Source organism: Streptomyces sp. NPDC058289 (assembly GCF_042880975.1).
GTDB lineage: Bacteria > Actinomycetota > Actinomycetes > Streptomycetales > Streptomycetaceae > Streptomyces > Streptomyces stoeckheimensis.
In genome coordinates, this window is record NZ_JBHVYI010000034.1 from 42,532 (window position 1) to 67,612 (window position 25,081).

Annotated in this window: 23 protein-coding genes and 6 pseudogenes; 15 read left to right on the top strand and 14 right to left on the bottom strand. The window is 69.9% G+C overall.

Going from position 1 to position 25,081, the window contains the following annotated elements:
* Nucleotides 1–219: 219 nt before the first annotated feature.
* Both ACFVX6_RS19305 and ACFVX6_RS19310 read right to left on the bottom strand, forming a co-directional pair.
* Nucleotides 220–2,694, bottom strand: coding sequence for an MFS transporter (locus ACFVX6_RS19305; RefSeq protein WP_389692942.1), 2,475 nt, complete (start codon nt 2,692–2,694; stop codon nt 220–222).
* A gap of 327 nt (nt 2,695–3,021) precedes the next feature.
* The gene (locus tag ACFVX6_RS19310) at nt 3,022–3,588 is read right to left on the bottom strand and encodes a DUF6817 domain-containing protein (RefSeq protein WP_389692944.1); all 567 of its coding nucleotides are present in this window, start codon (nt 3,586–3,588) and stop codon (nt 3,022–3,024) included.
* Nucleotides 3,589–3,597: 9 nt separating this feature from the next.
* On the opposite strand from ACFVX6_RS19310, the gene ACFVX6_RS19315 reads away from it, so the two are divergent.
* From ACFVX6_RS19315 to ACFVX6_RS19330, 4 genes and pseudogenes are all read left to right on the top strand, one after another.
* Nucleotides 3,598–3,753, top strand: coding sequence for a hypothetical protein (locus ACFVX6_RS19315; RefSeq protein ID WP_389692946.1), 156 nt, complete (start codon nt 3,598–3,600; stop codon nt 3,751–3,753).
* Nucleotides 3,754–4,024: 271 nt separating this feature from the next.
* Nucleotides 4,025–5,038 carry an SPFH domain-containing protein gene (locus ACFVX6_RS19320; protein WP_389692948.1) on the top strand — a complete coding sequence of 338 codons (1,014 nt, stop codon included), beginning with the start codon at nt 4,025–4,027 and terminating at the stop codon, nt 5,036–5,038.
* Nucleotides 5,035–5,934 (top strand): hypothetical protein, encoded by a 900-nt coding sequence (locus tag ACFVX6_RS19325; protein ID WP_389692950.1) that lies wholly within the window; start codon nt 5,035–5,037, stop codon nt 5,932–5,934. The genes ACFVX6_RS19320 and ACFVX6_RS19325 overlap by 4 nt, the downstream gene beginning before the upstream one ends.
* 551 nt (nt 5,935–6,485) lie before the next feature.
* Nucleotides 6,486–7,112: pseudogene (locus ACFVX6_RS19330) on the top strand (tyrosine-type recombinase/integrase); the annotation flags it as partial.
* Between the two features lie 87 nt (nt 7,113–7,199).
* On the opposite strand, the gene ACFVX6_RS19335 reads toward ACFVX6_RS19330, so the two are convergent.
* Nucleotides 7,200–8,183, bottom strand: coding sequence for an NADPH:quinone reductase (locus tag ACFVX6_RS19335; RefSeq protein WP_389692952.1), 984 nt, complete (start codon nt 8,181–8,183; stop codon nt 7,200–7,202).
* An 18-nt stretch (nt 8,184–8,201) separates the two neighbouring features.
* Nucleotides 8,202–8,780: a PadR family transcriptional regulator gene (locus ACFVX6_RS19340; RefSeq protein WP_389692954.1), complete on the bottom strand. Its 579-nt coding sequence runs from the start codon at nt 8,778–8,780 to the stop codon at nt 8,202–8,204.
* Between the two features lie 33 nt (nt 8,781–8,813).
* On the opposite strand from ACFVX6_RS19340, the gene ACFVX6_RS19345 reads away from it, so the two are divergent.
* Together ACFVX6_RS19345 and ACFVX6_RS19350 are read left to right on the top strand one after the other, a co-directional pair.
* Nucleotides 8,814–9,299 carry an ester cyclase gene (locus tag ACFVX6_RS19345; RefSeq protein WP_389692956.1) on the top strand — a complete coding sequence of 162 codons (486 nt, stop codon included), beginning with the start codon at nt 8,814–8,816 and terminating at the stop codon, nt 9,297–9,299.
* Nucleotides 9,300–10,055: 756 nt separating this feature from the next.
* Nucleotides 10,056–11,081, top strand: a pseudogene (locus ACFVX6_RS19350) (MFS transporter); the annotation flags it as partial.
* Between the two features lie 502 nt (nt 11,082–11,583).
* Here the strand turns inward: ACFVX6_RS19350 and ACFVX6_RS19355 are convergent.
* From ACFVX6_RS19355 to ACFVX6_RS19370, 4 genes and pseudogenes are all read right to left on the bottom strand, one after another.
* Nucleotides 11,584–12,287, bottom strand: a pseudogene (locus tag ACFVX6_RS19355) (transposase); the annotation flags it as partial.
* A gap of 98 nt (nt 12,288–12,385) precedes the next feature.
* A complete protein-coding gene (locus ACFVX6_RS19360) occupies nt 12,386–12,529 on the bottom strand; it encodes a cupin domain-containing protein (RefSeq protein ID WP_389693003.1) in 144 nt (47 codons plus the stop codon).
* Nucleotides 12,530–12,560: 31 nt separating this feature from the next.
* Nucleotides 12,561–12,683, bottom strand: a complete 123-nt coding sequence (locus tag ACFVX6_RS19365; RefSeq protein ID WP_389693007.1) for a hypothetical protein — start codon at nt 12,681–12,683, stop codon at nt 12,561–12,563.
* Between the two features lie 26 nt (nt 12,684–12,709).
* Nucleotides 12,710–13,018 carry a hypothetical protein gene (locus tag ACFVX6_RS19370; RefSeq protein ID WP_389692957.1) on the bottom strand — a complete coding sequence of 103 codons (309 nt, stop codon included), beginning with the start codon at nt 13,016–13,018 and terminating at the stop codon, nt 12,710–12,712.
* A gap of 396 nt (nt 13,019–13,414) precedes the next feature.
* Between ACFVX6_RS19370 and ACFVX6_RS19375 the strand changes: the two genes are divergently transcribed.
* The 8 genes from ACFVX6_RS19375 (at nt 13,415) to ACFVX6_RS19410 (ending at nt 20,570) form a co-directional block, all read left to right on the top strand.
* The gene (locus ACFVX6_RS19375) at nt 13,415–14,047 is read left to right on the top strand and encodes a restriction endonuclease (RefSeq protein WP_389692959.1); all 633 of its coding nucleotides are present in this window, start codon (nt 13,415–13,417) and stop codon (nt 14,045–14,047) included.
* 540 nt (nt 14,048–14,587) lie between these two features.
* On the top strand, nt 14,588–15,220 hold the full coding sequence (locus ACFVX6_RS19380) for a sortase domain-bontaining protein (protein WP_389692961.1): 633 nt from the start codon (nt 14,588–14,590) through the stop codon (nt 15,218–15,220).
* Nucleotides 15,221–15,403: 183 nt separating this feature from the next.
* Nucleotides 15,404–16,123, top strand: coding sequence for a class E sortase (locus tag ACFVX6_RS19385; protein ID WP_389692963.1), 720 nt, complete (start codon nt 15,404–15,406; stop codon nt 16,121–16,123).
* Between the two features lie 676 nt (nt 16,124–16,799).
* Nucleotides 16,800–17,801 (top strand): ArsR/SmtB family transcription factor, encoded by a 1,002-nt coding sequence (locus ACFVX6_RS19390; protein WP_389692965.1) that lies wholly within the window; start codon nt 16,800–16,802, stop codon nt 17,799–17,801.
* A gap of 204 nt (nt 17,802–18,005) precedes the next feature.
* Nucleotides 18,006–18,434, top strand: a complete 429-nt coding sequence (locus tag ACFVX6_RS19395; protein WP_389692967.1) for a hypothetical protein — start codon at nt 18,006–18,008, stop codon at nt 18,432–18,434.
* A gap of 127 nt (nt 18,435–18,561) precedes the next feature.
* Nucleotides 18,562–18,963, top strand: a complete 402-nt coding sequence (locus ACFVX6_RS19400) for a hypothetical protein (RefSeq protein ID WP_389692969.1) — start codon at nt 18,562–18,564, stop codon at nt 18,961–18,963.
* A 434-nt stretch (nt 18,964–19,397) separates the two neighbouring features.
* Nucleotides 19,398–19,544: a hypothetical protein gene (locus tag ACFVX6_RS19405; RefSeq protein WP_389692971.1), complete on the top strand. Its 147-nt coding sequence runs from the start codon at nt 19,398–19,400 to the stop codon at nt 19,542–19,544.
* 498 nt (nt 19,545–20,042) lie between these two features.
* The gene (locus ACFVX6_RS19410) at nt 20,043–20,570 is read left to right on the top strand and encodes an NUDIX hydrolase family protein (RefSeq protein ID WP_389693005.1); all 528 of its coding nucleotides are present in this window, start codon (nt 20,043–20,045) and stop codon (nt 20,568–20,570) included.
* Nucleotides 20,571–21,144: 574 nt separating this feature from the next.
* Here ACFVX6_RS19410 and ACFVX6_RS19415 read toward each other — a convergent pair.
* The 6 genes and pseudogenes from ACFVX6_RS19415 to ACFVX6_RS19440 form a co-directional block, all read right to left on the bottom strand.
* A pseudogene (locus tag ACFVX6_RS19415) lies at nt 21,145–21,348 on the bottom strand (FKBP-type peptidyl-prolyl cis-trans isomerase); the annotation flags it as partial.
* 578 nt (nt 21,349–21,926) lie between these two features.
* The gene (locus tag ACFVX6_RS19420; RefSeq protein ID WP_389692973.1) at nt 21,927–22,244 is read right to left on the bottom strand and encodes a hypothetical protein; all 318 of its coding nucleotides are present in this window, start codon (nt 22,242–22,244) and stop codon (nt 21,927–21,929) included.
* Between the two features lie 401 nt (nt 22,245–22,645).
* On the bottom strand, nt 22,646–23,005 hold the full coding sequence (locus ACFVX6_RS19425; RefSeq protein WP_389692975.1) for a hypothetical protein: 360 nt from the start codon (nt 23,003–23,005) through the stop codon (nt 22,646–22,648).
* A gap of 69 nt (nt 23,006–23,074) precedes the next feature.
* Nucleotides 23,075–23,257: pseudogene (locus ACFVX6_RS19430) on the bottom strand (transposase); the annotation flags it as partial.
* A gap of 83 nt (nt 23,258–23,340) precedes the next feature.
* Nucleotides 23,341–23,499 (bottom strand): hypothetical protein, encoded by a 159-nt coding sequence (locus ACFVX6_RS19435; protein WP_389693009.1) that lies wholly within the window; start codon nt 23,497–23,499, stop codon nt 23,341–23,343.
* Nucleotides 23,500–23,776: 277 nt separating this feature from the next.
* A pseudogene (locus ACFVX6_RS19440) lies at nt 23,777–23,872 on the bottom strand (MerR family transcriptional regulator); the annotation flags it as partial.
* A gap of 816 nt (nt 23,873–24,688) precedes the next feature.
* Between ACFVX6_RS19440 and ACFVX6_RS19445 the strand changes: the two are divergent.
* The gene (locus ACFVX6_RS19445; RefSeq protein WP_389692977.1) at nt 24,689–25,081 is read left to right on the top strand and encodes an ATP-binding protein; all 393 of its coding nucleotides are present in this window, start codon (nt 24,689–24,691) and stop codon (nt 25,079–25,081) included.

The following is a 25,081-nucleotide window of genomic DNA, read 5'->3' on the forward strand; positions in this document are numbered from 1 at the left end:
CGACGCCCCAGACCGCCTCCCCAGGTTGCGGCAGCGGAGCGGGTTCCCGGCAGCCCCCGACGACGGCGCTCAGACCACCGTCCCCGGGCCTCGGATCCCGGCGGCAGCCATTCTCCCGGGGGACAGCCGGCTTCGACTTCGCCGATTTCACCCTCCTCCCACACCACCACACCCTCGACGCAGGACGGGCCGCTGCACGGCCTGTTTCGTGACTGTTCGTCAGTCTTCGTGCCCGAGACGTACGTCCCGCTCGGTGCGCCCGCCGCCCGCGACCTGGAGGACCGTCGCCACCGGCGGATAGCCGGCGGCGATGACCGTGTACTCGCCCGACGGCAGGTCCATGAACCGGAAGGTTCCGTCCGGACCGGTGGTCAGGGTGTCCACCACGTTGCCGGCCGCGTCGAGCAGGGTGACCCTGGCATCCTCGACCGGCCTCCCTGCGCCGCCGCGCACCGTACCGCGCAGGACCGCGCCGCCTGCGAGCTCCACGTCCTGGCGGGTCTCGCGGGAGGCCTGCACGCTCACCGGCAGTGCGGCCGGCCTGAACGCCGGGGCGCTCGCGGCCAGGGTGTACTCCCCCGCCACCAGATCCGAGATGACGTACATGCCCTCCCGGCCGGTCCGGGTGGAGGAGACCACCTCGCCCCGGACGTCGGTGAGCGTGACGGCCGCGTCGCGGACCGGGGTACCGTCGGCCGTGACGACGGCGCCGGCCAGCCGTCCGGCGCCGCCGAGCACCACGTCCAGCTCGAGCGGCCGCTCGCCCACGGTCACGCTGACGGCCTGCGGCTGATGGCCACCGGCCGCCGCGATCAGGACGTACGAACCGGGGCCGCGCACGCTCAGCGCATAGCGTCCGTCGGCGCCGCTGGCGCCCCGGCCGACTTGATGGCCGCTCACGTCGATCAGGGTCAGGACGGCGCTGGGAACCGTGCTGCCGTCGGGGTGCTGGACAGTTCCGCAGACCGGCAGTCCGCCCGGCTGGGAGGCGTCGGTTGAGGTCCGTGCGCCGGGGACCTCGCCGGGGAGCGACTGCGGGAGGGCCTCGGAGAGCAGCGAGTCGGCTGCGGGGGCGTTGTGGGACACCAGCGGTTTCTCCTTGAGGAAGCAGGCGATGAGCAGGCCGAGGACGAGCACGGGCACGAGGTAGAGGAAGATCCGCGGCATCGCCTCGGCGTAGGCCGCGATGTACGCGTCCCTGACGGTCGGCGGCAGGGAGTGCACAAGCTGCGGGGTGATGGCGGAGGGGTCCGGGAGCCCGGTGCCGGCGGGCAGCCGTTCGGCGAGGGCGTCGGCCAGCCGGCTGGCGAAGACCGTTCCGAAGACGGCGGCGCCGATGCTGCCGCCCATCTGCCGGAAGTAGTTGTTGGCGCTGGTGGCAGTGCCTAGGTCGGTGGGGCGCACCGAGTTCTGCACGGCGAGGACCAGCACCGGCAGCACGAGCCCGATGCCGACGCCGAGGACGGCCATCCACAGGCTGTATGCGAGCTGGGTCGTGCCGGTCTCCAGCCGGGACAGCAGCCACATGCCGAGGGAGGACAGCGCCCCGCCGAGGACCGGGTAGACCTTGTAACGGCCGGTCCTGCTGATCAGCTGGCCGGAGGCAATGGAGGCGACGACGACCCCGCCCATCATCGGCAGCATCAGCAGCCCGGACTCGGTGGCGGTGGCGCCCTCGACCATCTGAAGGTAGGTCGGCAGATAACTGGCGGCGCCGAACAGCGCGATGCCGACGACAGCCCCGACCAGACCGGTGACGGCAAAGACCGGGTCGCGGAACAGCCTCAGCGGCATAATCGGCTCGGCTGCGTGGTGCTCGGCGACCACGAAGAGCAGGGACGTTCCGGCAGCGCCGACGGCGAGCCCCAGGATCATCCGCGAGTCCCATGCGTACTCGGTGCCGCCCCAACTGGTCAGCAGCACCAGGCAGGTCGAGGCCGCGGCAAGGAGTACGGCGCCGATCACGTCGAGCCGGGGCCGGGCCGCGGGCTTGGGGAGCTTCAGCACGACGGCGATGACGGCCATGGTGATCAGCCCGAACGGGACGTTGATGTAGAAGCACCAGCGCCACGACGTGTGGTCGGTGAAGAACCCGCCGAGCAGCGGTCCGGCGACGGACGCGAGGCCGAAGGCTGCCCCGATCAGCCCCATGAAGCGGCCGCGCTGCCGGGGCGGGACGATGTCCGCGATGATCGCCTGCACACCGATCATGAGCCCGCCGGCGCCGATGCCCTGGACCGCCCGGAAAGCGATGAGCTCGTTCATGGTGCGCGACCAGCCGGCCAGTGCGGAACCGATGATGAAGACCACGATGGCGAACTGGAAGACGCTTTTGCGGCCGAAGAGGTCGCCGAGCTTGCCGTAGAGGGGCAGCCCGATGGTGGAGGTGAGCAGATAGGCCGTGATGGCCCACGACATCCGGTCCAGGCCCTGGAGTTCCCCGACGATCTTCGGCAGCGCCGTGGCGACGATCATCTGTTCCAGCGCGGCGAGCAGCAGCGCCAGCATCAGCCCGAAGAACACCAGCCGGACCCGGCGCGGGCTGAACTCCTCGGGCGGACCCACTTCGGCGGAGGGAGGCGGTCCGCTCGCGGTGTCCCGGCCGGCCGGCTCGGGACGCCTCCCCTTCTCGAAGCGGACCGGGGCTGGCCGCGGGGCGGCCTGCTCGTCCGTCACCAGAGTGATACCGCCCACGTACTGCTCCCCTCGTTGCCCCAGGCAATCGCCTGCGCCGCCCTTTTCTCGCATTCGGCAACAGCAGGAGCAAACGCACGGATTGACGTCCCGGACGTGCCCGACGGGCATACGAGCCGGTGGGAGGCGGTGCCGTGGACGATCGGTCGGTACGGAGAACCACCCGAACCGGTGAGGGTCCGGACCGGCCCGTAGAAGGCGGGATCCGGCCGACACACCCAGGACCCGCGCGCCCGCCAAGTCCGCGCACGCTGTCCTGACAGGCTGGCCAGTGGAGCTCGCCTGGGCCGGGCCTTCGCCTGCGGTGACGGCCGGTGCCCGCGCGGGTCAGCCGAGCACGGCGGTCACATCACGGCGGGCTTCCTCCGACAGCAAGGGGGACCACCGGGTGAACAGTTCGAGCAGGCCGGCCCCGTTGCGTTCGCGGAAGGACGCGTTCACCTTTGCCAGGTCCAGCTCGTTGGCCGCCGTGAGCTCGGCGAAGTCGCGGCGCTGCTGAGGGGATGGAACGAACTCCTCGCCCGTGAACCGGTCCCGGAAGACCGCCGACGCGTCGTCCGGTGCGGCGAGGCCGGGGTAGGAGGCCTTGCGGTCGCAGCTTGCGTAGAAGTAGACGAGCTCCTCGGCCTCCGTACCGATCGCCTCGGTGAGGCGGGCCCGTTCGGAAAGGTCCAGAAGTATCAGGGGCAGCCCGTCGGTGCCGTAGAAGGCGTGGCACAGTGCCGCGGTCCGGAGCGCCGGCCGTCCGCCCCAGGCGACCACCAGTGCCTCGACGCGCAGCAGGTGGGTCAAGAGCGTACCGCCTGAGTGCTTGGTGGTCTCCGCCCCCACCTCCTTGAGCAGGGCGATCGCCGGTGAATCGGTGTGTGCGTGCTTGTCCTCGCTGTGCATCATGCGCCCATCATGACGAGGCACCCGCGCCCGGCGCCCGGCGTGGTCGGCATGCGGACACGCGGCGGCCGTCCGCGCGCGGGCATGGCGAACGCCGCCCCGCCCGTCCGTGCCGCCGCACCTACCGCCGCCTCCCTCGTGCTGCCCCGTACGGATCTGACCGACTAGGTCCTGTCCGATGGGGCGTCCACGCGGTAGTCGGCACCTACGACGCACCGACGCACCTGGGGACGAGCTCGCCTCGTGCTGTTTCCCGCGCATGTGGGGATGACCCCGCTGATGCCCGGCTCCACGAACCGCCCGCAGGCTGCGTCCGATCGCCTACGAGGCCATCCACCGCCGGTGTGCCTGGCAGCGCCTCAACGCCCCCCTTTTCGTCCTCTTGACGATATGAATACATCTCGTTATCGTCGCACTGACGAAATGAAGGGGGTTCGCCATGGCCGACATCACCCGGCGCTTCGGCTGGCGTCATCTGCGCTCCGCGCCCACCACTCACATCCGCCACCACAAGCGCGGCCGACTCGTCCACGACGGGCTGGGGCTCAGTTTCTGGTACCGGTCGCTCTCAGCGGCCTTGTCCGAAGTCCCGGTCGACGACCGGGAGCTGGCCATGGCCTTCCACGCCCGTACGTCCGACTTTCAGGACGTCGCCGTGCAGGCCACCGTCACCTACCGGATCAGCGACCCGGCCGAAGCCGCGGCCCGACTCGACTTCTCCGTCGACCCGGACACCGGGAGCTGGCGCGGAGCCCCCTTGGAGCAGATCGCCACTCTCCTCACCGAAACCGCGCAGCAGCACACGCTGGACGTACTGGCCCGGACTCCCCTGGCCGCCGCTCTGATGGACGGCGTCGCCTCCGTGCGGGCGAGCGTCACCGCCGGGCTCGCCGCCGAGCCCAGACTCCCGGCCACTGGCATCGATGTGGTGGCCGTGCGGGTCGTGGCGATCCGCCCCGAGGCCGAGGTGGAGCGCGCCCTGCGCACCCCGGCCCGCGAGCAGATCCAGCAGGAGGCGGACCGGGCCACCTATGAACGGCGGGCTGTCGCCGTCGAGCGTGAGCGTGCCATCGCCGAGAACGAGCTGGCCAGTCAGATCGAACTGGCCAGGCGCGAGGAGCAGCTGATCGACCAGCGCGGCACCAACGCCCGCCGCGAGGCCGAGGAGAAAGCGGCGGCGGACGGCATCCGGACCGAGACCGAGGCGTCCCGCAAGGTCTGCCTGGCCCGCGCGGACGCCGAGGCGGCGCGCGAGACGGGCGCGGCGCGCGCCGAGGTTCAAGCAGCCTGGCTGCGCGTGCACGACGAAACCGGCCCGGGCACGCTGCACGCCCTGGCGGCGACCCGGCTGGCGGAGAACCTGCCGCGGATCGAGAGCATCACTCTCTCTCCTGACGTCCTCACCGGGCTCCTCGCCAAGCTCGGACGACCGGAAGGCGGCGCGGGCGCGTGAGCCTGGCCCCAAGGGCGGTGCTCGTGCACCGCAGAACCGAGTACGAGGAGCTGCTCGCCCGGCACGGGACACACGGGCAGGCCGCGTTCTTCCTGTCCAGCCGGGGCCGGTCGATCGACGAGGTGGTCCGCCGCCACGAACGCACGCGGCAGGCGCTGCGGGAGGTGGCCGCGGCGGTGCCGCTCACCTGGCGCAGCTCCCGGGTGGAGCGGGCGGACCTGGACCGCTTCCTGTTCGCGCCGGAGGACGTGGTGGTCGTGGTCGGCCAGGACGGCCTGGTCGCCAATACCGCGAAGTATCTGCGCGGGCAGCCGGTAGTGGGCATCGACACCGACCCGGGGCGAAACCCGGGAGTCCTGGTCCGTCACCGCTGCGCCGACGCGGCTGCGCTGCTGCGTGCGGCAATCGCTGCCGGAGGCCGGGCAGAGGAGCTGACCATGGTCGAGGCCGTCGCCGACGACACCCAGCGCCTTCTCGCGCTGAACGAGATCTACCTGGGCTCGCACGGTCACCAGACGGCCCGCTACCGCCTGGGTTCCGACGGCGACAACGGCCCGGGTGAGGCCCAGGCATCCTCCGGGGTGCTGGTGGGCACGGGCACGGGCGCCACCGGCTGGCTGCGTTCCCTGTGGCTGGAGCGCAGCAGCTCCGCAGGGCTGCCCGCACCCTGCGAGCGGCGGCTCCTGTGGTTCGTGCGGGAGGGCTGGCCGTCTCCCGCGACCGGGACCACGAGGGTCGCCGGGGAGCTGGGGCGGGGTCAGGAGTTGCAGCTGACCGTGGAGTCGGACCGGATCGTGGTATTCGGCGACGGGATGGAGAGCGATGCGCTGGAGCTGACCTGGGGCCAGAGCGTACGGCTGGGCATCGCTGGAACCTCACTGCATCTGGTGACGTGAGCGCCCTGCCCATTGAGGGCATCGAGGCCAAGAGGGCCGTATCCCGTACCGGAGCGGCCAGCGCATCTGGCAGAAGGTCCGAAACGGGATGAACTGCACTTGATGCAACAGTTCGTAGCCTTCGATTTTCTCCTTTCCGCTGGTCAGCGGCCAGCTGCGGTGGTGGGTGGCGGCGCCGAGGGCCACTGACCAGCCAGAGCGCGCCTAGACGCAACATTGATGCGTTTGGTCCAACAGTCGGCATGGTCGCTGAGGCACCCGGTTCGGTGCGTCTGGTGCTGACACCGACCGTTGTCCACTTGGACCCGGAGCCGGCGGTTTTCGTTGCGATGCGGGAGGGATGGGCCCGGCAGCAGTCCGCCCGGTTCCTCCAGTCGACAACGATCCAGCCACGGCTGCGTTTGATTGAGCGGCTGGGCGAGTTCACGGGCCTGTATCCGTGGCAGTGGTCTCCTGCCGGCGGCGAGGCGTTCATCGTGCACCTGCGCAGCGGGTCCTCGCCGGTCCAGTTGTCCACTGCCAGGGCCTATGAAGTGATCATCGCCCTGTTCATGGAGTTCCTGCTCGACCGGCGGTACGGGTGGGCAGAGATCTGCCTGGACAGGTTCGGCCAGGCGCCGCAGGAGGTCTTTCACGAGGGCAACTCTGTTCTGCACTCGGTGGAGTACGAGGGTGATCCGCGGCGCCGACCTCTGGCCTACGACGAAGTGCAGGCGTTGTTCGACGCGGCCGACGCCCGCCCGGGCAGGATCCACAGCCAAGGCCGTAAGGGCACCTTGACCGCTCTACGTGATGCCGCGGTTTTGAAGACGATCTATGCGTACGGCACGCGGCGCGCGGAGTCCTCCAAGGTCGACCTGGCGGATCTGCGCCGTCACCGGAAGGCGCCGCAGTTCGGGCAGTTCGGCAGTGTGGCGGTGCGGTACGGGAAGTCCTCCAAGGGGGCCCCGCCGAAGCGCCGTTCGGTGCTGCTGATCCCGGAGATGGACGGGGTGGTCGACGTCCTGGGCGAATGGGTGAGCGAGGTGCGCCCCCGGCTTTCGCCGGACCGGCATCCGGCGTTGTGGGTGACCGAGCGAGTCGGCCGCCTGTCCCCGCGGTCGATCAACGAGGCGTTCGTGACGGCCCGCCGGGATGCCGGCCTGGACGAGGACCTCGATCTGCACGGCCTGCGCCACAGCTACATCACCTCGCCGGCGGGAACTGGTCCGAATACTTGGCCGCGCGACGGGCCGCCCTGGGCGGGGGAGTGTTCCGAGTCTGCGCTATTGGGGGATGGTGACCAGAATGCGGCCGTGGCCACCGCCGGCGTCAACGTGATCGTGGGCCTTGGCAATGTCGTCCAGCGGGTAACGGTCGCCGACGGCGACGGTGAGGGCGCCGACAGCGGCGGCGGAGGTGAGGTCGCGGGCGGCCTGGCGCTTGGCCTCGGCGGGGAAGTCGTCGCTGCCGAGCAGTCGCAGGGTGACGTTGTTGAACAGCAGCGGCCAGAAGGGGATCTCGGTGCGGTCCGCGCGGGTGGCGTAGGCGGCGATGACGGCGTTGTTGGCGGCGACGGCGTTGTCGAGATCGGCGTTGTCGGACAGGGCGACTTCGATGATCCGGTCGACGCCCCGTGGCGCGGACGAGCGGATGGCCGCGGCGGGGTCGCCAGTGTCCAGGGCGACGGCGTGGGAGACGACGGCCGGGTCGACGTGGTCGAGGTCCGCGGTGCGGCGGACGGTGGCGATAACGGTGGCGCCGGCCCAGTGGGCGAGCTGGGCGGCCAGGGAGCCGACGCCGCCGAGGACTCCGTGGACCAGGACCAGCCGGCCGTCGACCGGGCCGTCGGCGAAGACGGTGCGGTGGGCGGTGATGCCGGGGATGCCGAGGCTCGCGCCCAGCTCGTCGCTGAGGTGGTCTGGCAGAGGTACGGCTTGGTGGTCGGGTACGACGGTGTACTGGGCGGCTGTGCCGAAGGGGCGGTAGGACTGGGCGCCGTACACCCAGACCCGCTGTCCGACGCGGCGGGCGTCGACTTGGGCGCCCACGGCGTCGATGACTCCGGCGGCGTCGCTGTGTGGGGTCACCCGTTGATAGGGCATGGAGGAGCCGAGCCAGCCGCGCCGCTTTTTGGTGTCGCCGGGGTTGACGCCCGAGACGGTGACGCGGACGCGGACCTCGCCGGGGCCGGGGACGGGATCAGGTAGTTCACCGACGTGCAGGACATCGGCGGCGGGTCCCTGGTCGTCGTACCAGGAAGCAAGCATGGGTACCTCCGTGGACAGTCAGCTCGCGGGAGCGGCGGGGGCATGCGGATCGGTGTCGGGGCATCCGGTGTCGAATACGGGCGGTTCCTCCCCGAGGGTCTCGCGCAGCCAGGTCCGTTCGGCGCGACTGGTGGCGCGCGCGGTGAGCAGCATGCCCCGCCGGTAGGGGTCGATGATCTCCTCGGCGCGCAGGGGCCGGTCGCCGTCGTAGAAGAAGCTCGCCGGTGCTTCCAGGAACTCCAGCCGTCTGCGCAGCACCGCGTGCTGTTCGGCCACGTCGGGCAGTTGGGAGAGGAATGCCAGAAGGATGTAGAACCGGGTGAAGTCGGTGATCTCGTGGTCGGCGGGCTTGCGTAGACGCTGAAGCATGTCGGCCCGCCCGGCCGCGGTCAGGCTGAGCACGTACCGGGTTGCCCCCGCGGCCGGGTCGGCGCGGCGCTCGATCAAGCCCGCCTTGGTCAGACGATTGATCGCCGGATACAGGCTGCCGTCACTGACCGGCCGCGTGTATCCGGTTAGCTGTGAGACGCGGCGGCGCAGCTCGTGTCCGGGCAAGAGGGCCTCGGCGAGGAAGCCGAGTATCGCGAGTTCCAGCATGAGTCCATCTTCGCACACAGACATCGAATCGATGTGAACATCGATTCGATGTTAAGCTCGCAGGTACCCGCCCAACCGTCTCTGGAGAGGCACAGCAAGATGCCATCGCAGTCCATCGAGTCAGTGATGAACCGTTTCGTCGAGTTCATCAACACGGGCAACGAGGATCTCGCCCGCGAGGTCATTTCTCCGGACGCGGTGTTCCACGCGCCAAGCCATCCGGAACCACTGCGGGGGCCCGATGGGTACATGGACGTCCTCGGGATCATGCGCAGCGCCTTCCCCGACGTTCAGTGGACGCTGGAGGAGACGGTCACCGAAGGCGACACGGTGGCCGCGCGGTTCACCATGCGGGGGACCCACGATGGTGAATTCTTCGGGATCCCGGCGAGCGGAAACAAGATCTCGGTCCAGGCCATGAACTTCTACTACCTGGCCGACGGCCAGATCGTCGGCGAACGGGGCCAGCCCGACCTCCTCGGGGTGATGCAGCAGATCGGTGCCCTACCGGCGCCTTGAACCTCGTAGCCGGGAGCCTTCTGCCGCGCGGGATTGCCGCTGCCGGCAGGGGCCCGTAGGCGCGGGTTCACCACAGGAGGCCGGTCTTCTTCTTGATCGGGCGTCTTCGCGCAGACAGCGCCCGCTGCGGCGAGAGCCGTACGCCTTGTCATCGCTGACGTGACCGGGCCGGGTGTGGGAGTGCCCGCCCCCTGCGGGCGAATACTGCAACCCTCGAATACCGACACTCCACCAGTGACATACGCCGACCGTCGATGACGACGTGCTCGGGTACACCGGCACCGCAACCAGGCCCCACCACCATGTCGTCGCACTCCCCGACGGACGGACCGCCCGCTCGAATCACCCCGCTGCTGGCCGGCCAGGTGGCCTTCTGCCTCGGGAAATCCCGGTTCAACCCCACGATGTTGCATCTGACGCAACCGTGGGAGCTGGTGTGGCTTTTGTCGATGTGCCCGGCGAGATCAGCCTGGTGGTTCCGGGTACCGTCCAGACGCTAGACCCGGCTCCGGCCATGTTCGAGGCGATGCTGACGGGGTGGACGCGGCAGAAGCAGGGCCGTTCGTGTCGAAGAAGACGGAGTCTGCTTGCACCTGGCGACAGCACCGGTGCATGTGCGGTGCTGACGAGACCGGTGCGTATCCGCGTCCGCGTCTCCCCCGGTCCGGTGCGGGCCGTGGCGGGACTGGGGCACTTGCTATAATCCACCAGTTGGCCTTCGGCGCCCCAGGTTGGTGGCGCGCGAAGGCTTTTTTCATGCCTTCTGACACATCTGCCTCCGGCACACCTCCCACCACCTACCGTGACCTGCTCCGCAACCGTGAATTCGTCGGCCTGTACGCCAGCTTCACACTGACGGTAGCCGCGAGCACCTTGTCGGGCTTCGCGCTCGGCACGCTGGTCAACCAGCAGACCAAGTCGCCGTTCCTGACCGCTGTGAGCATGTACGGCGCCACCTTCGCGACGGTACTCGGTGCGCTGACGCTGATGTCGGTCGCGGACGGAAGCCGTCCTCGCCGGACCCTCGTCGCGCTCCAGTGCGTCTCGCTCGTGGGTGTTGCCGCACAGGCGGTTCCAGGGCTGCCGCTCGCCGCCCGGTTCGGGCTGCTCCTCGTACTGGGGTTCTTCCAGTCCCTCGGAACGGGCGTACGGATGGGGCTGCTCGCCGAGGTAGTGCCGACCTCCGCCTATGCACTGGCACGTTCGCTGATGAACATCACCTCGGGAGGCATGGCCATCCTCGGCTACGCCATCGGCGCCGTACTGCTGCGGTACCTGAGCCCGCAGGAGGTCTTCGCCGTCGCGACAGCCCTGACCGGCGGTGGATTGATCATTGTGGCGGTGACGGTCCGGGAACGCTCGATCCGTCTGACCCGTCGCCCTGGACTGCGCCAGACCTGGACGACGAACATCGAGCTCTTCTCCCACTCCGGCCAACGCGCGCTGCTGCTGAACCTGTGGGTCCCCAATGGCCTGATCGTTGGCTGCGAGGCCCTGTTCATCTCCTACGCCCCCCATCACGCCGGCGTCTTCCTTGCCGCCGGATCGGCAGGCATGCTCCTCGGAGACCTTGCGGTCGGGCGGCTGTTCACCGCCGAGCAGCGACACCGCTACGCATTCGCCCTGCGACTGCTGCTCGCCGCCCCCTACCTGCTGTTCGCCGTCCACCCGCCGGTGCTCGTGGCGACCGCCGCGGTGTTCATCGCCAGTGTCGGCTTCGCTGCCACCCTGCCGCTCCAGGAGCAGCTGCTGGAGTTGACCCCTGATCCGGTCCGCGGCCAGGTCCAGGGAGTTGAGTCCGCCGGCCGGATGACGTGGCAAGGTATCGGAGCCGCGATCGCCGGCGGCATTGCCCAGCACTTCACTGCTGGCACGGCCATCACCTTTGCGGCCGCCGTCTCCATCGCCATCAGCGTCTTCTCCCGGCCCTTCGTGGTCCGCGCCCGAGCCGTCCGCGCCCGGGCGGCCAACGCATGGAGTCCCCACGACGGTACGAGCGGCGGCGCGGCCAGACGCGCCCGCCGCGTCTCGCCACTCGGCGACAGCGTCCGGGGCACGGAGGGGCCGCATTCCGCCGGGCAGGTCTGGGAACTGGAGGAGTACCGGCCCAGCACGTTGACGTGGTGGCGCACGAACGGGGAGAGCCGGGCCGCACCGGCTGGTCGAGAAGTTAGGCGACCCGAGGGAGCTGCTCGGATAGTGTCGCTGCGGAGGTGGAGGCTTGTGTCCTGGCCGTCTGTGATCGCGCTTGCCCCAGTGGAGCGACGCCCGTTGGTTGAGGGGCTATTCCGTTCCTTTGATCTCGCGCCGGACGCTGCGACGGGTGACGAGCGACTCCACTGGCACGGGTTTTCTTACTGCCTCGACCTCTCAGGCAGGATCCTGGCGGACTACGAACCGGACGAGCTTGAGGAAGTGAGATCCCAGATCGGTGAGCCGTACGGGGTCTACGTCTCGTGCGAGTCCGTGGACGCAGCCCGAGCCCCGGTCGGGTCCGCGGCCTTCCCGGCCCGCTTCGCGGAACACGGATGCTGGCCACGACGGCCTCGAACACTGGCGCATCGCCCGCCTGACCCGCAGTGACACGGAGGACCAAGGGACGTGCGTGGCTGTCGCTGGCGAGGTGGACTTTCGTGCTCAGGCCGGCGCGGGAACGTCCGAGTGCATGGTCGTCGGGCTCAGCCCGATCTGGCGCCCCTCCTTCCTGGCTCCGGCGGCGTGCTGGCTCGGCAGGCGGTGGAGTCCACGGACACGGTCCAGCCGATCTCGTCAGCACCGTCGGCCGCTGCCAGGCGCGCGGCGGTCTGGAATGAGCCCAACTCTTCCGGCAGGTCCCGCCAGGGCGAGCCGGTGCGGTACTTCCAGGCGATGGCCTCCCAGGTTCGACTATGGTCGGCCCATCGCCGACCCGGACCGGATCGGATCGGCCGGCATGAACAGCTCGACCCGGTCCCACATCGCATCAGCGACTACTAGTCGGACGGACACATCCGATCAACCGACGAGCAGATCAAGGAGACACGCCCTAAAGGGTGTTGCAGAAGGTCGGTCTCGGGCGGGCCTGAGTGGTGTTTGACCTGCTGTTTTCACCTTGCCATGGCGAGGTTGTGCATCGTGGCGACGGCCATGACGGTGGCCGAAGGCCGCCGGCCGCGGCCGGTCGGATGCGGGACGGACAGCGGAGAGGTGTAGACCCTGCGGTACCAGCCGCCCTCGGGATGGGGGTTCAGGCCGAGGGCGCGGCCGTCTCTGACGGGGAAGTCACCGGGGGCGGCCTCCGGTCGGGACGGGGGCTTGCGCGGTGGCGGGCGGGCCGTAGCGCTCGTAGTAGTCCCGGAGCAGCCCGGCCTCCTCCAGGACGGTATCGGCCCAGGCGGGGTCCACACCCCGGGGCGCGCTCCACAAGGGGATCACAAGCCGCTGTCGATACCGGTCACGGCCGGCGGGCCGAGCGGGGCGTCAGACTCTGAGAGACCTGCCTCCTTCAGAGCTGCCGTGACGATCCGCATAGCGTCGAGCTCCGCCTCGTACTTGTCCGGGGCCTCGACCTCAAGTCGGATCGAGAAAGTACCGTCGCCGTTCAAGGTGAGGAGGCGCAGCCCCTCGTTCTCGCTGACCTCCGTATGACGCGATGCCAACTTCCGTTCGACGACAAGACGCACGGAATCAGCAACGTCCGACACGAACGTACCGGGGACCGTGATGACGAAGCTGGTCACGGCAACTCCTCACATAGGACGAAACTCCAGTGCCATCCGCCTGCCCCCAATTCTTCATAGTGAACTCGTACCATGCCATCCCGGACGTCCAGGCCTGCCGCTCCACTCCCCCGGCCATCGAGCCTGGCAGCACGGGACGTCCCCGGCACCTATGTCCAAGCGCAGGTGCTGGAAGCGCACTGCGGTGACGGAAGATCCCTCGGCTACCAGGTCCGGGCGGGCGAGGCGAACGTCGCAGGAGGCCGAGAACTGGACTCCTTCCCAAGGGTGTCCGGGGGCGGCCGCAGTCTTTCGAAGCGCGCTGCGTGCACTTGCACCCTGACGGCATCGTGGTGTCAGTGGGGGTCGTAGGGCCTCGGGAAGTTGGTGGCGGGGTCACGGGGGGGGGAGGCGGGCGTGTGGCGGCTTCGGCCTGAGTATCCGTACGGGGTGGTCCCCGGCTGGAAGCTGGGGCTCATCGTGCTGGGGGCGCTCGCGGTGCCCGCGCTGGACAACCTGGCGGGCGGGGCCATGCGGATCCATGACGTCTCCGCCGCGCTGACGCTGGGGCTGCTGCTCGCCCTGCCCGTCGAGTTCGCCGCCCGCGCCGCCTTCCGGCGCCGGGTACGACGGTACGAGGAGGAAGCCGGGCGCCTGCGTGCGGAGGCGGAGCAGCTCCGCGACCGGCAGCGGAGCCTGGAAGCGGAGCTGCGGCTCGCGCGGATCCGGGAGGCCGAAGCCCAGCGCTTGCTGCGCCAGCAGGAGCGTGCGGCCCGCCGGAAGGCTTGGGAGGCCTGGCTCGAAGGCAGCGGCAGTGCCCGGAAGGCAGAGTTCAGCCCCGATGCCCGGGCTATGGACGGGGCATCGCCGGCCGGGTTCGAGGAGATGGTGCGGCGGCTGCTGGAGCGGGACGGCCTGCAGGCCGAGGTCGTCGGCGGCCGCAGCGACCAAGCGGTGGACGTGCTCGCGGTCGACGCCGCCAACCGCACCCTCGCGGTGCAGTGCAAGCACACGGCCCGGGCCCGCAGGGTCGGCTCCGAGGTCCTGTAGCGGATCAACGGAACGGCCGGGCCCGTGTACGGGCATGGTCGTGACGAAGGGGTCTCACCCGCGACGCCGCCTGGGGAAAGCGGCACGGGATCCTGCTGGTCGACCGAGAGGCCCTCCTCGCGTGGGCGCAGGACGCCGACCACGTCTGCCGGGTCGTCGCCCTCACAGCGCCGTACTGAGCACGGACGGCTACCGCGCTGGGCGTACAGCCCACCCAGGCCCGCATCCCACCCTGGAAGCGCCGCGTACGGGCGGAGGGGGCCCGCCCGAGCACAGCGCAATAGGCATTCCAAAGGGGCCTGGCGGCCCTCACACGCCGGGTGGAGCGGGAGGGCACAGACCGAGCACTGCCCAGCTCGGCGGGCCGTGGTAACCCGCGAGGAGTGCGGTACACGGTTCCGCCCGTGAGAACCGGCCTGCTGCGCCTCCTGGTTTCTGCTGTCGGACGCCGCCCTGCCGCACCCGGCCCGTAATGCGACCCTGGAAGGGCCAACCGGGCCTGTTCGACCCCGCGCGGCCCGGCCGACCAGGGATACTGCTATGTCCCAGCGCGCGTTCCTCGCCTCCCACGCCGTGTCGGCGGTGCTCACCAGCGCCGCCCTCGCCCTCTTGCTGACGGTGCCCGGCGCGCCCGCGGCGGCGACCGGGCCGGCCGCAGCGGCACGCCTGCAGTCAGCCGTGCTGTCGATTCCGGCCATCGGCGTGTCCGGGCTGCACGTCGTCCCGTACCGCGGAAGCCCCGACGACTCGCCGGGCACTCGAATCCAGGACCGGGGCGTGGCCGCCAGCCCGCATGGTCCCGCCGGTGGCGTCGGCCCCGGCGATGTGGGCAACTACATCGTCACTGGACACCGCATCGTGGCGGGCGGGCCACTGCGGGCGCTGCCGTCACTGCCGACGGGCGCGTCCGTCGTCGTGACCTCCGGCGGTGTGACGTACGAGTACACGATCACCACGACCCGGACGACCTCCTTCCGCTCCCAGTCCTCCATGGCCGCGCAGCGCGCCGCTGTCCCCGGCTTCCCCGGCGTCGCCCCTACCCGCGCGATGATCACGGTGACCACCTGCCTGACGCCCGAGGACGATGCGGCAGGCAATCACTGGCGGGACGCGCAGAACAACCCCGAACACCGCATCGACAAGATCGGCATCCTCACAGCAACCACGTCCTGACCGTCACCACGTCCTGGCCGTCGCCACGTCCCGCCCCGTCCACACCGCGCCCCGTCCCGCCCCCGGGAGGACGAAGGTCACAGGTCCGGCCCTTATGAACCTCTTGCTCCGTATGTCACTCTGGCGGGCACACCGGCTCGCACCCCTGCCCCGACGAGCCCGCCGACCAGTACGGAAACGCCCATGCCCCTGCATTTCCCGACCCGAGCCGCATCCGCCGTGGCGGCCGGCGCCGTGGTCGTCCTGTTGGCGGCTTGCAGCACCACTCAGGCTGCCGCCGGCCCGGCGGCTCCCGCACCGCCGACGATGGCAGCGGCATCCGCTTCGGCCTCGGCCGCCACCGCCGCGCGGCCGTCCGAGCCACCGGTTACCTCCGTGCAGACCGAGGCGTCCGTCCTGTCCATACCCTCGGTGGGCATCACCGGGCTGCGCGTGATGCCGTACGAGGGCACCACCGACGATGCGTCCGGCACCCGTATTCAGGACAAGGGTGTGGCGGCCAGCCCGTACGGGAAGCGTGGCGGAGTCGGGCCCGGCCAGGCGGGCAATTTCCTGGTCACCGCGCACCGCCTGTCGGCGGGCGGCCCGCTGCGTGACCTGCCCGCCGTGGCGAAGGGCGACTCGGTGCTCGTGACCGTGGGCGATGTGGTGTACACGTACGAGATCATCGCGAGCCGCAAGACGTCCTTCCGGTCAGAACGCTCGCTGAGCGAGCAGCGCGCCGCGGTTCCCGGAAGGCCGGGTGTGGCCCCGACACAGGCCATGATCACGATCTCGACCTGCGCCACCCCGGAAGACCATGCCGAAGGCAACTTCTGGAGCGATGCGCAGGGCAATCCCGAGCACCGCATCGACAAAATAGGCGTTCTCCGCACGACCACCGCAGCGACGCCTGCCGGATAGCGCCGCCCAGCCCTCGCAGGGGCGCGGGCGGGCCCCTGCGCGTGCCCGGCACACCGGCCGCGCGCCGAGTACCCGCGGGGCGCACTCCGGCACCGGCGGGGGATCCAGCAGCTCCAGCACTACTCGAGTGCGTCCGGCGGCGGCGAGGTGCATGCGGCGGCACAGCCGTTCGCCGGCCCGCCCACCAAGCTCGACCGCGACCTGCCGGAGCCAGGCCTTCAGCCCGGGGGTGGAGCGGCGATGCCGCTCGCTCAGCCCGCCGACCTACTCGACGAACGTTCGCCGCCGGCACGCGGCCCGGTCACAGAAGAACCGCCGGACCCGCGGCCTGACTCTGCTGCCGACTGGCGGCCCGGTCTCACCTCAGGTACCGGCCGAGGGACCGGTTCCCGTCCTCCACCTCGAACCACGGGGTACCGGTGCGGTGGCGCCCCACAGACCGTTGCCCGAGCCGAGGTCGGGCCGGACGCCGAAGCCGCCGGAGGAGACCGAGATGTCAGCGATCTTCCGAGTCATGCCGGGGCAGACCCGATCCGTCGCCCGAACCGGTCTACGGGCGCGCATGCGCTGTCAGCAAGCGGCGCGACCTACGCCTGAACGCCGGATCGGGCGCGGCAAGTTGGGGCATGCTGGGGGTGCGCTCACGCGCTTCACTTCGGTGGCAGGGGGCCGGGCGGTGTTACGCATTCACTTCACGACGGAAGACCTCGCCCGCACACGGGTGGCCGCAACGATCGGTGTCGCAGCGGAGGTCTACTACAGCCTGGAGCTGCTGAGAGAGAAGCGGGAGCTTCCTCACTTCCGCTCGTGGCGGTCAGCGGTCGCGGGCCGGTTGGGAGCCGGCACGCGCCCCCTGACGTCCCTGGTTCCGGTGCGCGGTCCCGGGCTTGATCTGCTGGCACTGATGGGCGATGTGCCCTCTCTGGACCACGCCGTGGACAACCTGCTGCATGCCCCGGTGTCCCGGCTGCGCCGCGAGTTCGAGGGTCTCGACTTCCACCCCGGACACCTGCCATGGGCCAGGCGGGTGTCCGAGGGCGACCGCGACGCGCGGCGGGAGCTCGCCGAGGCCGTGCGCGCCTGCCATCGGCTGACCGTGGAGCCCTACTGGCATCGAGGACGGTCCGAACTGGTCGCGCTGTCCACCCGTTGCGCGAACCTGGTGTTGGAGGGAGGCATCGATCTGCTGCTGCGTTCGATCTGCGCACCACTGGTCCGCTGGCGTCCACCGGTGCTCGAAGCCCCCTACCCGCGCCCAGTTGAGGTGCGTCTCCAGGGAAGGGGACTGATCATCGCGCCCACGGTCTTCTCGAAGCGCCCGGTGAGCTTTCTGTGGGATCCGCTCGATACCGCCCTGCCACCCCGACTGACCGTGCCTGCTCTCCGCCGGCCGCTGGCCGGTAGCGGATCGGCAGAAGTGGACGGCTCCGCCGTGCGGAACCTGGAGTCTCTGCTCGGCCGCACGCGAGCCGGCGCCCTGCATGTGACAGCAGAAGGATGCACGACGAGCGAACTGGCCCGCCGCCTCAACGTCACGGCCGCAGCGGCCAGCCAGCACGCGACAGTGCTGCGGAATACGGGCCTCATCACCACCAGCCGCCGAGGCGGGTCCGTGCTGCACCTCATCACCCCCCTCGGGCTGGCCCTGCTGCGGACCGGTGCCCTGACGGAACCGTGAGGCCCGAGGGCACCGCGGCGTCAGACCGGTGAGTGCAGCGCGCCGCCCTGCTCGGGTGCCACCGGACACTCGTGCCCAGGTGCGCGACGCGCCGCGCCTGCTACCCCGGCCCCCCTTTAAGCCGTGGCTTAAGAGGTAGGCCGCAGGTGGCCGGCCAGCCCAGGATGTGAAGCCGCAACCGGCTCATCCCATCCTGGAGATCGCATGAAGACTCATTTCGCCGCCGCCCTCGGTTCCGTCGTGCTGACCGCGGGCACGTTGCTGGGCGCTCCCGCCGCTGGCGCGCACACCGCAACCGCCTATCCCACCAGCGACTTCAACATCAATTTCGGTGCCACGTGGACCAGGGGAACCGTCACTTGGTACAACCGGTCGGTCCGAGTCGTCGGGCAGCACAGGTCGGCAGTGTCGGACGGTGCGGTCACGTGCCGGACCACGTGGGCCTACACCCTCCAAGGGAACCGTGCCGTGATCGGCCAGGGCGGCGGCTCCCCGATCGCCTGCGGCACCATCGCGTCCTACGACTTCGTCGTTCCGGCCGACCAGCCCGGCGGGGCCGCCTACGTCAGGGTCTGTCTCGATGACGGGAACCTCAAGGACCTCGCGTGCAAGCTCATCGCCAGGCCGCTTTAGCCCGCGAGCTGAGGCCGGCTGGAACGCCCGGTCCCAGCTGCTCGGGACCCGTACCTGGTGGGTGCCGGCGCGGCCGTCGCCTCGGTCAGGTGAGCCTGCGAACGGCTCATCCCGTCCTGGAGATCGCATGAAGACTCATCTCGCCGCCGCCCTCGGTTCCGTCGCGCTGACCGCGGGCATCTTGCTGGGCGCTCCCGTCGCCGGCGCGCAGACCGCCGCCTACTCGACCACCGCTGTCAACGTTACATTCGGTGCCGGCTACCTCCGCGGCACCCTGACTTGGTACGACCGGTCGGTCGGTTTCGATGGAACACTCCGGGCCGTCGGCTGCCAGAGCGCGTGGTTCGGCGCGTACGGCGCCTCTGGCAACGAGCTCGGCACCTGGAGCACCGGCACCAAATGCGACGTGACGTACCCGTTCAATATCGGAATCCCTGCGGATGCGCCCGGCGGGGCCGCGTACGTCAGGGTCTGCATTGACGATGCGCACGCGAATTCATCCAAGTGCATCAAGTACACCCGTCCCTGATCCATCCGACCGGCCGGAAGGTGGCGTTTCCGACGGCCAGGCCCCAAAGCCCGGCACGGAGTTCCGCTTCGCCGAGTCGCACACGCGAGGCGCGCCGGACGCAGCAACCTGCCAGGTGACCGACCGCTACCGGTCCGGTCATGGGCCGATGCACCAGTCGCTGCCGCATACGGCAGCGCAGAACTTACGGGGGCACAGGAGCAAAGCCGCTATTCATCAATGGGCCCTGGCAGGCCGTGTGACGGTCTGCCAGGGCTCGGTGCCGGCCATCCAGAGTTCCTTGATTCCGCTCCAGTCACGCCACGTGACACAGCACTGCGCGCCGGATGTTGGGCTCCCCCGCGCGTTCGGGCTCGCCGACGGACAGCCGGCCTGAGAAGCACATGAAGGCCGCGGCACGGGGTACACGAGGTGGACAACCCCAAGGAGAACTCATGTCCGCGTTGTTGACCCGAATCAAGCAGTTCGCGCGCAGCCCGCAGGGGCAGCGGGTGACCGCCTCGGCCCGGCGAGCCGCCGCCGACCCCCGCAAGCGCGCACAGGCAGGACGACTGCTGAACCGCCTGCGCGGGCGCCGCTGACCGGACTTGGCGCGGTGCCCACCCCACCGGCGCATGCGGACGGCTCGCGACGTGACCCGTACGCGACACCGTGGTCCAAGTTCGGTGTGGCGTGCTGGTTCTGTAGCGGTGTGCCTCTCTCCACGGCTTGCGTGGCAGCGCTCAGGGAACGGTGGGGACGATCTTTCCGCGGGCTTGGTGGGAGCGGAACCGTTCGGTGGCCCGGGTGGCGGTGTCGAAGGTGTCCCGGACGGTTCAGCGCGCTCTGCAGGTAGTCGTCGAGTACGTCCGCGCCCTCGGCCTGTGCACTCATGACTGCCGCCGTACCCGGTTGCCCCCGGCGACGTTGCGCCCGGCCTAGCGAGCGCGCGACTTGCCCTCCCTCTTCTTCAACTGAGATGGGGTACTCGGATCCCGAAGTCGCCGCGCGCAGCAGCCGGAATGGGGACCTGCTCATGTGAACCGGCCGGTGGTCCTGTGAATACGGCACCGGGAACGTAGGATCGAGCAATGTCTGACATGATCGAAACCACGCCCGGCTGGCTGACCACGGATGAGTTGGAAGTGGCCAGGGCCCAGATGCCGATCCTGTACGTGACGGCCGTTCCCGTACGGGTGGATGACAGTGGTGAAGTCACCGACATCGGGCTGCTGCTGCGCATCGGTCCGGACGGAACGGTCAGCCGGGCACTCGTGTCCGGCCGCGTCCTCCACCACGAGCGGGTCCGCGACGCACTGTTGCGTCATTTGGAGAAGGACCTCGGGCCGGTGGCCCTGCCCCGTGTCCCCGCATCCCTCCAGCCCTTCACCGTCGCCGAGTACTTCCCCACCGCCGGCATCACTGCCTATCACGACCCCCGTCAGCACGCGGTGTCGCTGGCCTACGTCGTCCCGGTGGCCGGCGACTGCCGCCCCCGGCAGGATGCGTTGGACCTGGTCTGGTTCAGTCCCCAGGAGGCCGCCGACCTCGCCGTACAAAACGAGATGCCCGGCGGCCACGGCGTGCTGCTGAAGCAGGCACTCGCACACACGGGAAACACCTTCTGACAGCCCTACACCGCCGGCAACGGTGTCACGCACGCAGCCTTGCAAGTCTGCGCGGGCCACCAGGACGGGGGCGGTGCACCCCAGGGTCACAACCTCACCGCGCCCGCCCCTGAGAGCCGCCCACCACAGGACGAAGCCCGTGGCCCGCTCTTCCCCCAGCACATCGGCATCCCTCATCACACTCTCCCTGCCCAGGCTGTCGTCGGTGGAGCGGGCACCTGCGCCCTTGACGACCGGATGTTCCTTCCCGGCGCACCAGCCGGGCTCTCGTCGTCCCGTGTCCCAACTCGCCACACGGAGGCGCCGCCTCACGGATGCGGGCGTATCCGCGGGACAACCCGCTCCCGGCCGGTTTCGCCCGCAGTCCGTGGAAGACCCAGGCCGCCGATCGCCGACGGGGCTGCCATCCTTCCTTCGGCGCTTTGACGTGGAGCTCACGTTCCGGCTGCTCACGCAGACGCTTGGCTGGACGCGACCCAAGGCTCTGCGGGCGCCTGCACGTGCCGAGCAACACCGACCCACAAGATGCGCGGGCCGCCCCGTAAAGCCGAACGTACCCCGCGGCGCCCGGGGGCTACTTCACCGCGATCAGGTCCACGACGAAGACGAGGGTCTCACCAGGCCGAATCGCCGCGCCGGCGCCGCGGTTTCCGTAGCCGAGGTGCGCGGGGATGACCAGCTTGCGGCGGCCGCCGACCTTCATACCCTCCACGCCCATGTCCCAGCCCTTGATGACGTGGCCGGCTCCGAGGTCGAATGGGAAGGTCTCGCCGCGGTTTCAGTTCGCTGCTCATCGCGGTGGATGCCCGGACCTGCACACAGGCCGAAGGTCTCGCATGCCGCCTCCCCGCCGGCTGAAGCCAACTCCGTGGAGGCTGCGCAGCGTGAGACTGTCTCAAGAGAGGAACGACTCCCCCGCTCGCCGCGTCCACTCGTACCGTGCCTGGCGGTGTGGCTGGTGGAGCTCGCCCCGGGTCCACCGCGGCGACCGGTGCCTCGGCCGACAGGGACTCGATCGCTGCACTGACGGACTCCAGCAGGGTCTGCCGTTCCTGTGGGAGCGGGATGGTGCGGCGAGTGAGGTCGGCGATGTGGTCGCCCCAGGCGTACATGCACCGTCGACGTCCTCGGTTCCGGCCTCGCGGAACAGAAAGGCGCCGAACCCGGCCTGCGCACCCGCGACGGACCGGGAGGGGGAACCGGAACCGGCGCAGTCCTGCCCGCCGGGTGGCGGGGCCTCCGGCCATGCGGCGGGGTCTGCGGCCGTACGGGGCCCGCCCCTTGCCGCCGTTGCACATCTCGTGCGGTGCACGCCCCGTACGGCGGCGCGAGCGGCGATGAGCGGGGTCGCTGCGTCTAGCCGGTGATCACACCGGGCGGGGGCGGAGGAAGCGGTGGCGTACTGGGGAAGGCCGGAGTTCCTCCGCCGGGCGAGCCCGGCCCCTGCCCGCCCGTGGTCCTGCCGCAGAACGCGTCCGCGACCGCGGTCAGTGCAGGGGCGACCCCCGGAGGCATCTCGTTGACGGTGCCCGACGGCGGAAAGCCGAACGAGACCATCAACTGCTTCAGGGCCACCACCATGGGTGCGGGAAGCCTGTCCAGCGCGGCGATGATCTGCTCACCCGCGGAGATACCGTCGAAGGGGACATTCCCCGTCTGCGTGTCGTCTGTCATCGTCCAGGCCTTCCAAGGGGATAGGTGGCTCGTTCCACCTCTCCTGCTCGCCCAAGGGAGATCAATGCACAAACGCAGCCTGATTGACCTGAAGGAGCGACCTGCCCACCAGACCGACCCGTCCGCTCAGGCAACGCGCCACGTGTCCAGCCTTGAACGCGTCCGGCGGCAGCGGCCTCTCCGGCGCAGCTCAACCCGTCGCGTCAGCGGGAGTCAAATCCCCGGCGCGGAGCGCCCCTCGCATGCCGTCGGCGGGTGGCGGCGGCGAACAGGAGTACCTCCGCCTCACCACCCCAGCCTCGCTGCCAACAAGGTGGCTCAGACCAAGAGCCGATCGATCACGAAGAGGGTCAGTCCGAGCCCCGCGATCCCGAGACCAAGACGATGCCGCAGCCGGGCACTCACGAGGTGGTGTCGGGGGCTTCGCCGCGGCCGCCGGCCTTCGGGTGGGAGCGGAGCCGGGCTGCCGGTAAGGGTGTACCACTCGTCGGTGCCGGTGTACCGGATCCGGACCGAGGCGTTGCATACGGGCCGACCTCGGTCGTGAAGGTGAGGATGAGGGTGAGGGTGAGGTCGCCGGTGATGACGCCGGTCTCGTCGGTCATCGCGCGGCCGGGCCCCGCCTGCACGTGGTCGGTCAACGGGACCGACCCTTCCGGGATGGCACCGTGGGCGGGCTGCGGGGCGTTGCTCGGGCTGGCCCCCGAGACGGCCTTGCACTCGCTGTCGCGCTTCGCGTCCTTGCCCGAATGCTCCAGCACGACTTCGCGGGTATCGCAGCTGTCTCCCTGCCCTCGGCGCTCCCGGGTTCTGGCATCGGGATCCTCTAGGCGGCGGAGGCGTTCGTAGACGGTCTTCCACGGCCCATACCGTTCCGGCAGGTCTCGCCAGGCAGCCCCGGTGGACGGCTTCCACAGGATGCCGTTGAGCACCTGTCGCCGGTCCCGCATCGGACGCCCCATCCGAGACGGAGCCGGCAGCGGCTCGATCACCGACCAGAGCTGACCAGTCAGTTCATGTCATCGCAGCACGAATGGGCCAACGACCGAGCGACTTTGCGGACACGACCTAAGCGGGCGACCTGGCTACGAACAGATCAGGCCAGCTGCTGCGAAGGGAGCACCTGGGTGTTGATGTTGATGTAGGCGAGCTGCGCCGGAGAGTCGCCCTGACCGGCGGCCTCGCCCAACTGGACGGCGATACCGGCGGCGAGCGCGGTGAGCACAGCAGCGGCGAGCAGGCGTGAGACGCGCATACGTTCCCCCATGTGGTTGCGGCCCACCCGGTCGGCGGGAGCGCAGTCGCGATAATCGCAAGCGCAAGGCCCGCACCACAAGCACGAAGTTGGCACGATCCCCGGCCTCCGCGGGCGCCACGGCGCGAGGCGTACCCGAACGACCAGAACAGCCCCGACACCCTGATCGCGGTCTGCGCTGCCTCCAACAGGAGCAAGTCCGACAAGGACCCGCCCGAGCTCGCTGGAACGCTTGCACCAAGATCAAGCCGGCGGCGCCCCGCGACCCGGGATACGAGCTCTGGGTGGTGCCGGGCATGTCGGCGGCCCGGCACATCCTGTAGGCGGGGTAGTCGTCGTCATCGAGGCGGCCGAGCGAGTCGTCTGCTGTCATTGCACCTGTTTGGGGACGTGCGGAGGGGCCTTGGCGCCGATGGCACCAAGGCCCCGAAGGAGCTGACTACACCATCTGCCGGCCCTGGAACTGCGCCGACCTACTGTGTCCACACACCCGACTCACCAACTGTCGGGGGCGCGGGGATCGCGGTTGCTTGACCGGAGACCACCTCACTAACGATGTCCTGCGCCCCGGACTCAACACTCCGCCCGGGCGATCCTGATGGCGCTCGGCTCCTCCGTTCACCCCTCGTGATCAACTACTTATGCGGGGGACTGCATACTGCTGGTGACGCCTAGTGCTGTACTGCGAACTACCTGCCGAACCTCCCGGTGCGCGCGCCCGCAGCCGACGCCTTCACCGAGGTACCGCTCCACTGACTTCACTGCTGCGTACCGCTCCTACCGCGGGTACTGCGTTACTGCACTTACGGGTACTGCCACCTGCGTTAACCGCGGCACTGCTCGCGGCGGCCCCTGATCACTGCGGGCCACCCGGTCCGGTCGCCAGTCCCGTCGCCGTCCTATACCTGCTCTGGCTTCGACACTCCACCACCGCACCGTCCTGCGCACTGCATCTACGGGTACTGCGTGTAGCGCTGCCCGGCAGTTCGTCTCTGCCAGGCCCTGCTGTCTCGCTGCGCTACGAGAGAAACCATAACCACGCCACAGCCCAATGTCTACTCCGACCAACATAGATTTCCAGGTGCCCGTCACTGAGGTAATCGGGTGTCGTTAGGTTCGACAGCTGCGGGCGGGAGCACAACGCCCAGGCAGGCAAGAATCGACAGCAACGACGGACCCGGAGCGCGCGATGACCACGATGACCGCCGACCGCACAGCCTTCCGCGCCCTCACGTCCGTCGCCGGTGCGCGCCAGGCCGCGCACGCCTTCCTCGAAGCCCTCGGGCAGCCGGCCATGGATCCGGAGCACGCCGACACCGTGATCCTGGTCGTCTCCGAACTCGTGACCAACGCCCTGCGTCACGGCGGCGGCACCTACACCCTGCGCCTGACCGCCCACCCCGGCACGACCGAGGTCGCCGTCGACGATCTCAGCCCCGACCCGCCGCGCATGCGCACCCCCGACCTGAGGGACGAGACCGGCGGATTCGGCTGGCACATGGTCAACGAGCTCGCCCTCGCCACCGTCGTCACGCCCAGGCCCGAGGGCGGCAAGACCGTACGCGCCCTCCTCCCCCGTTGA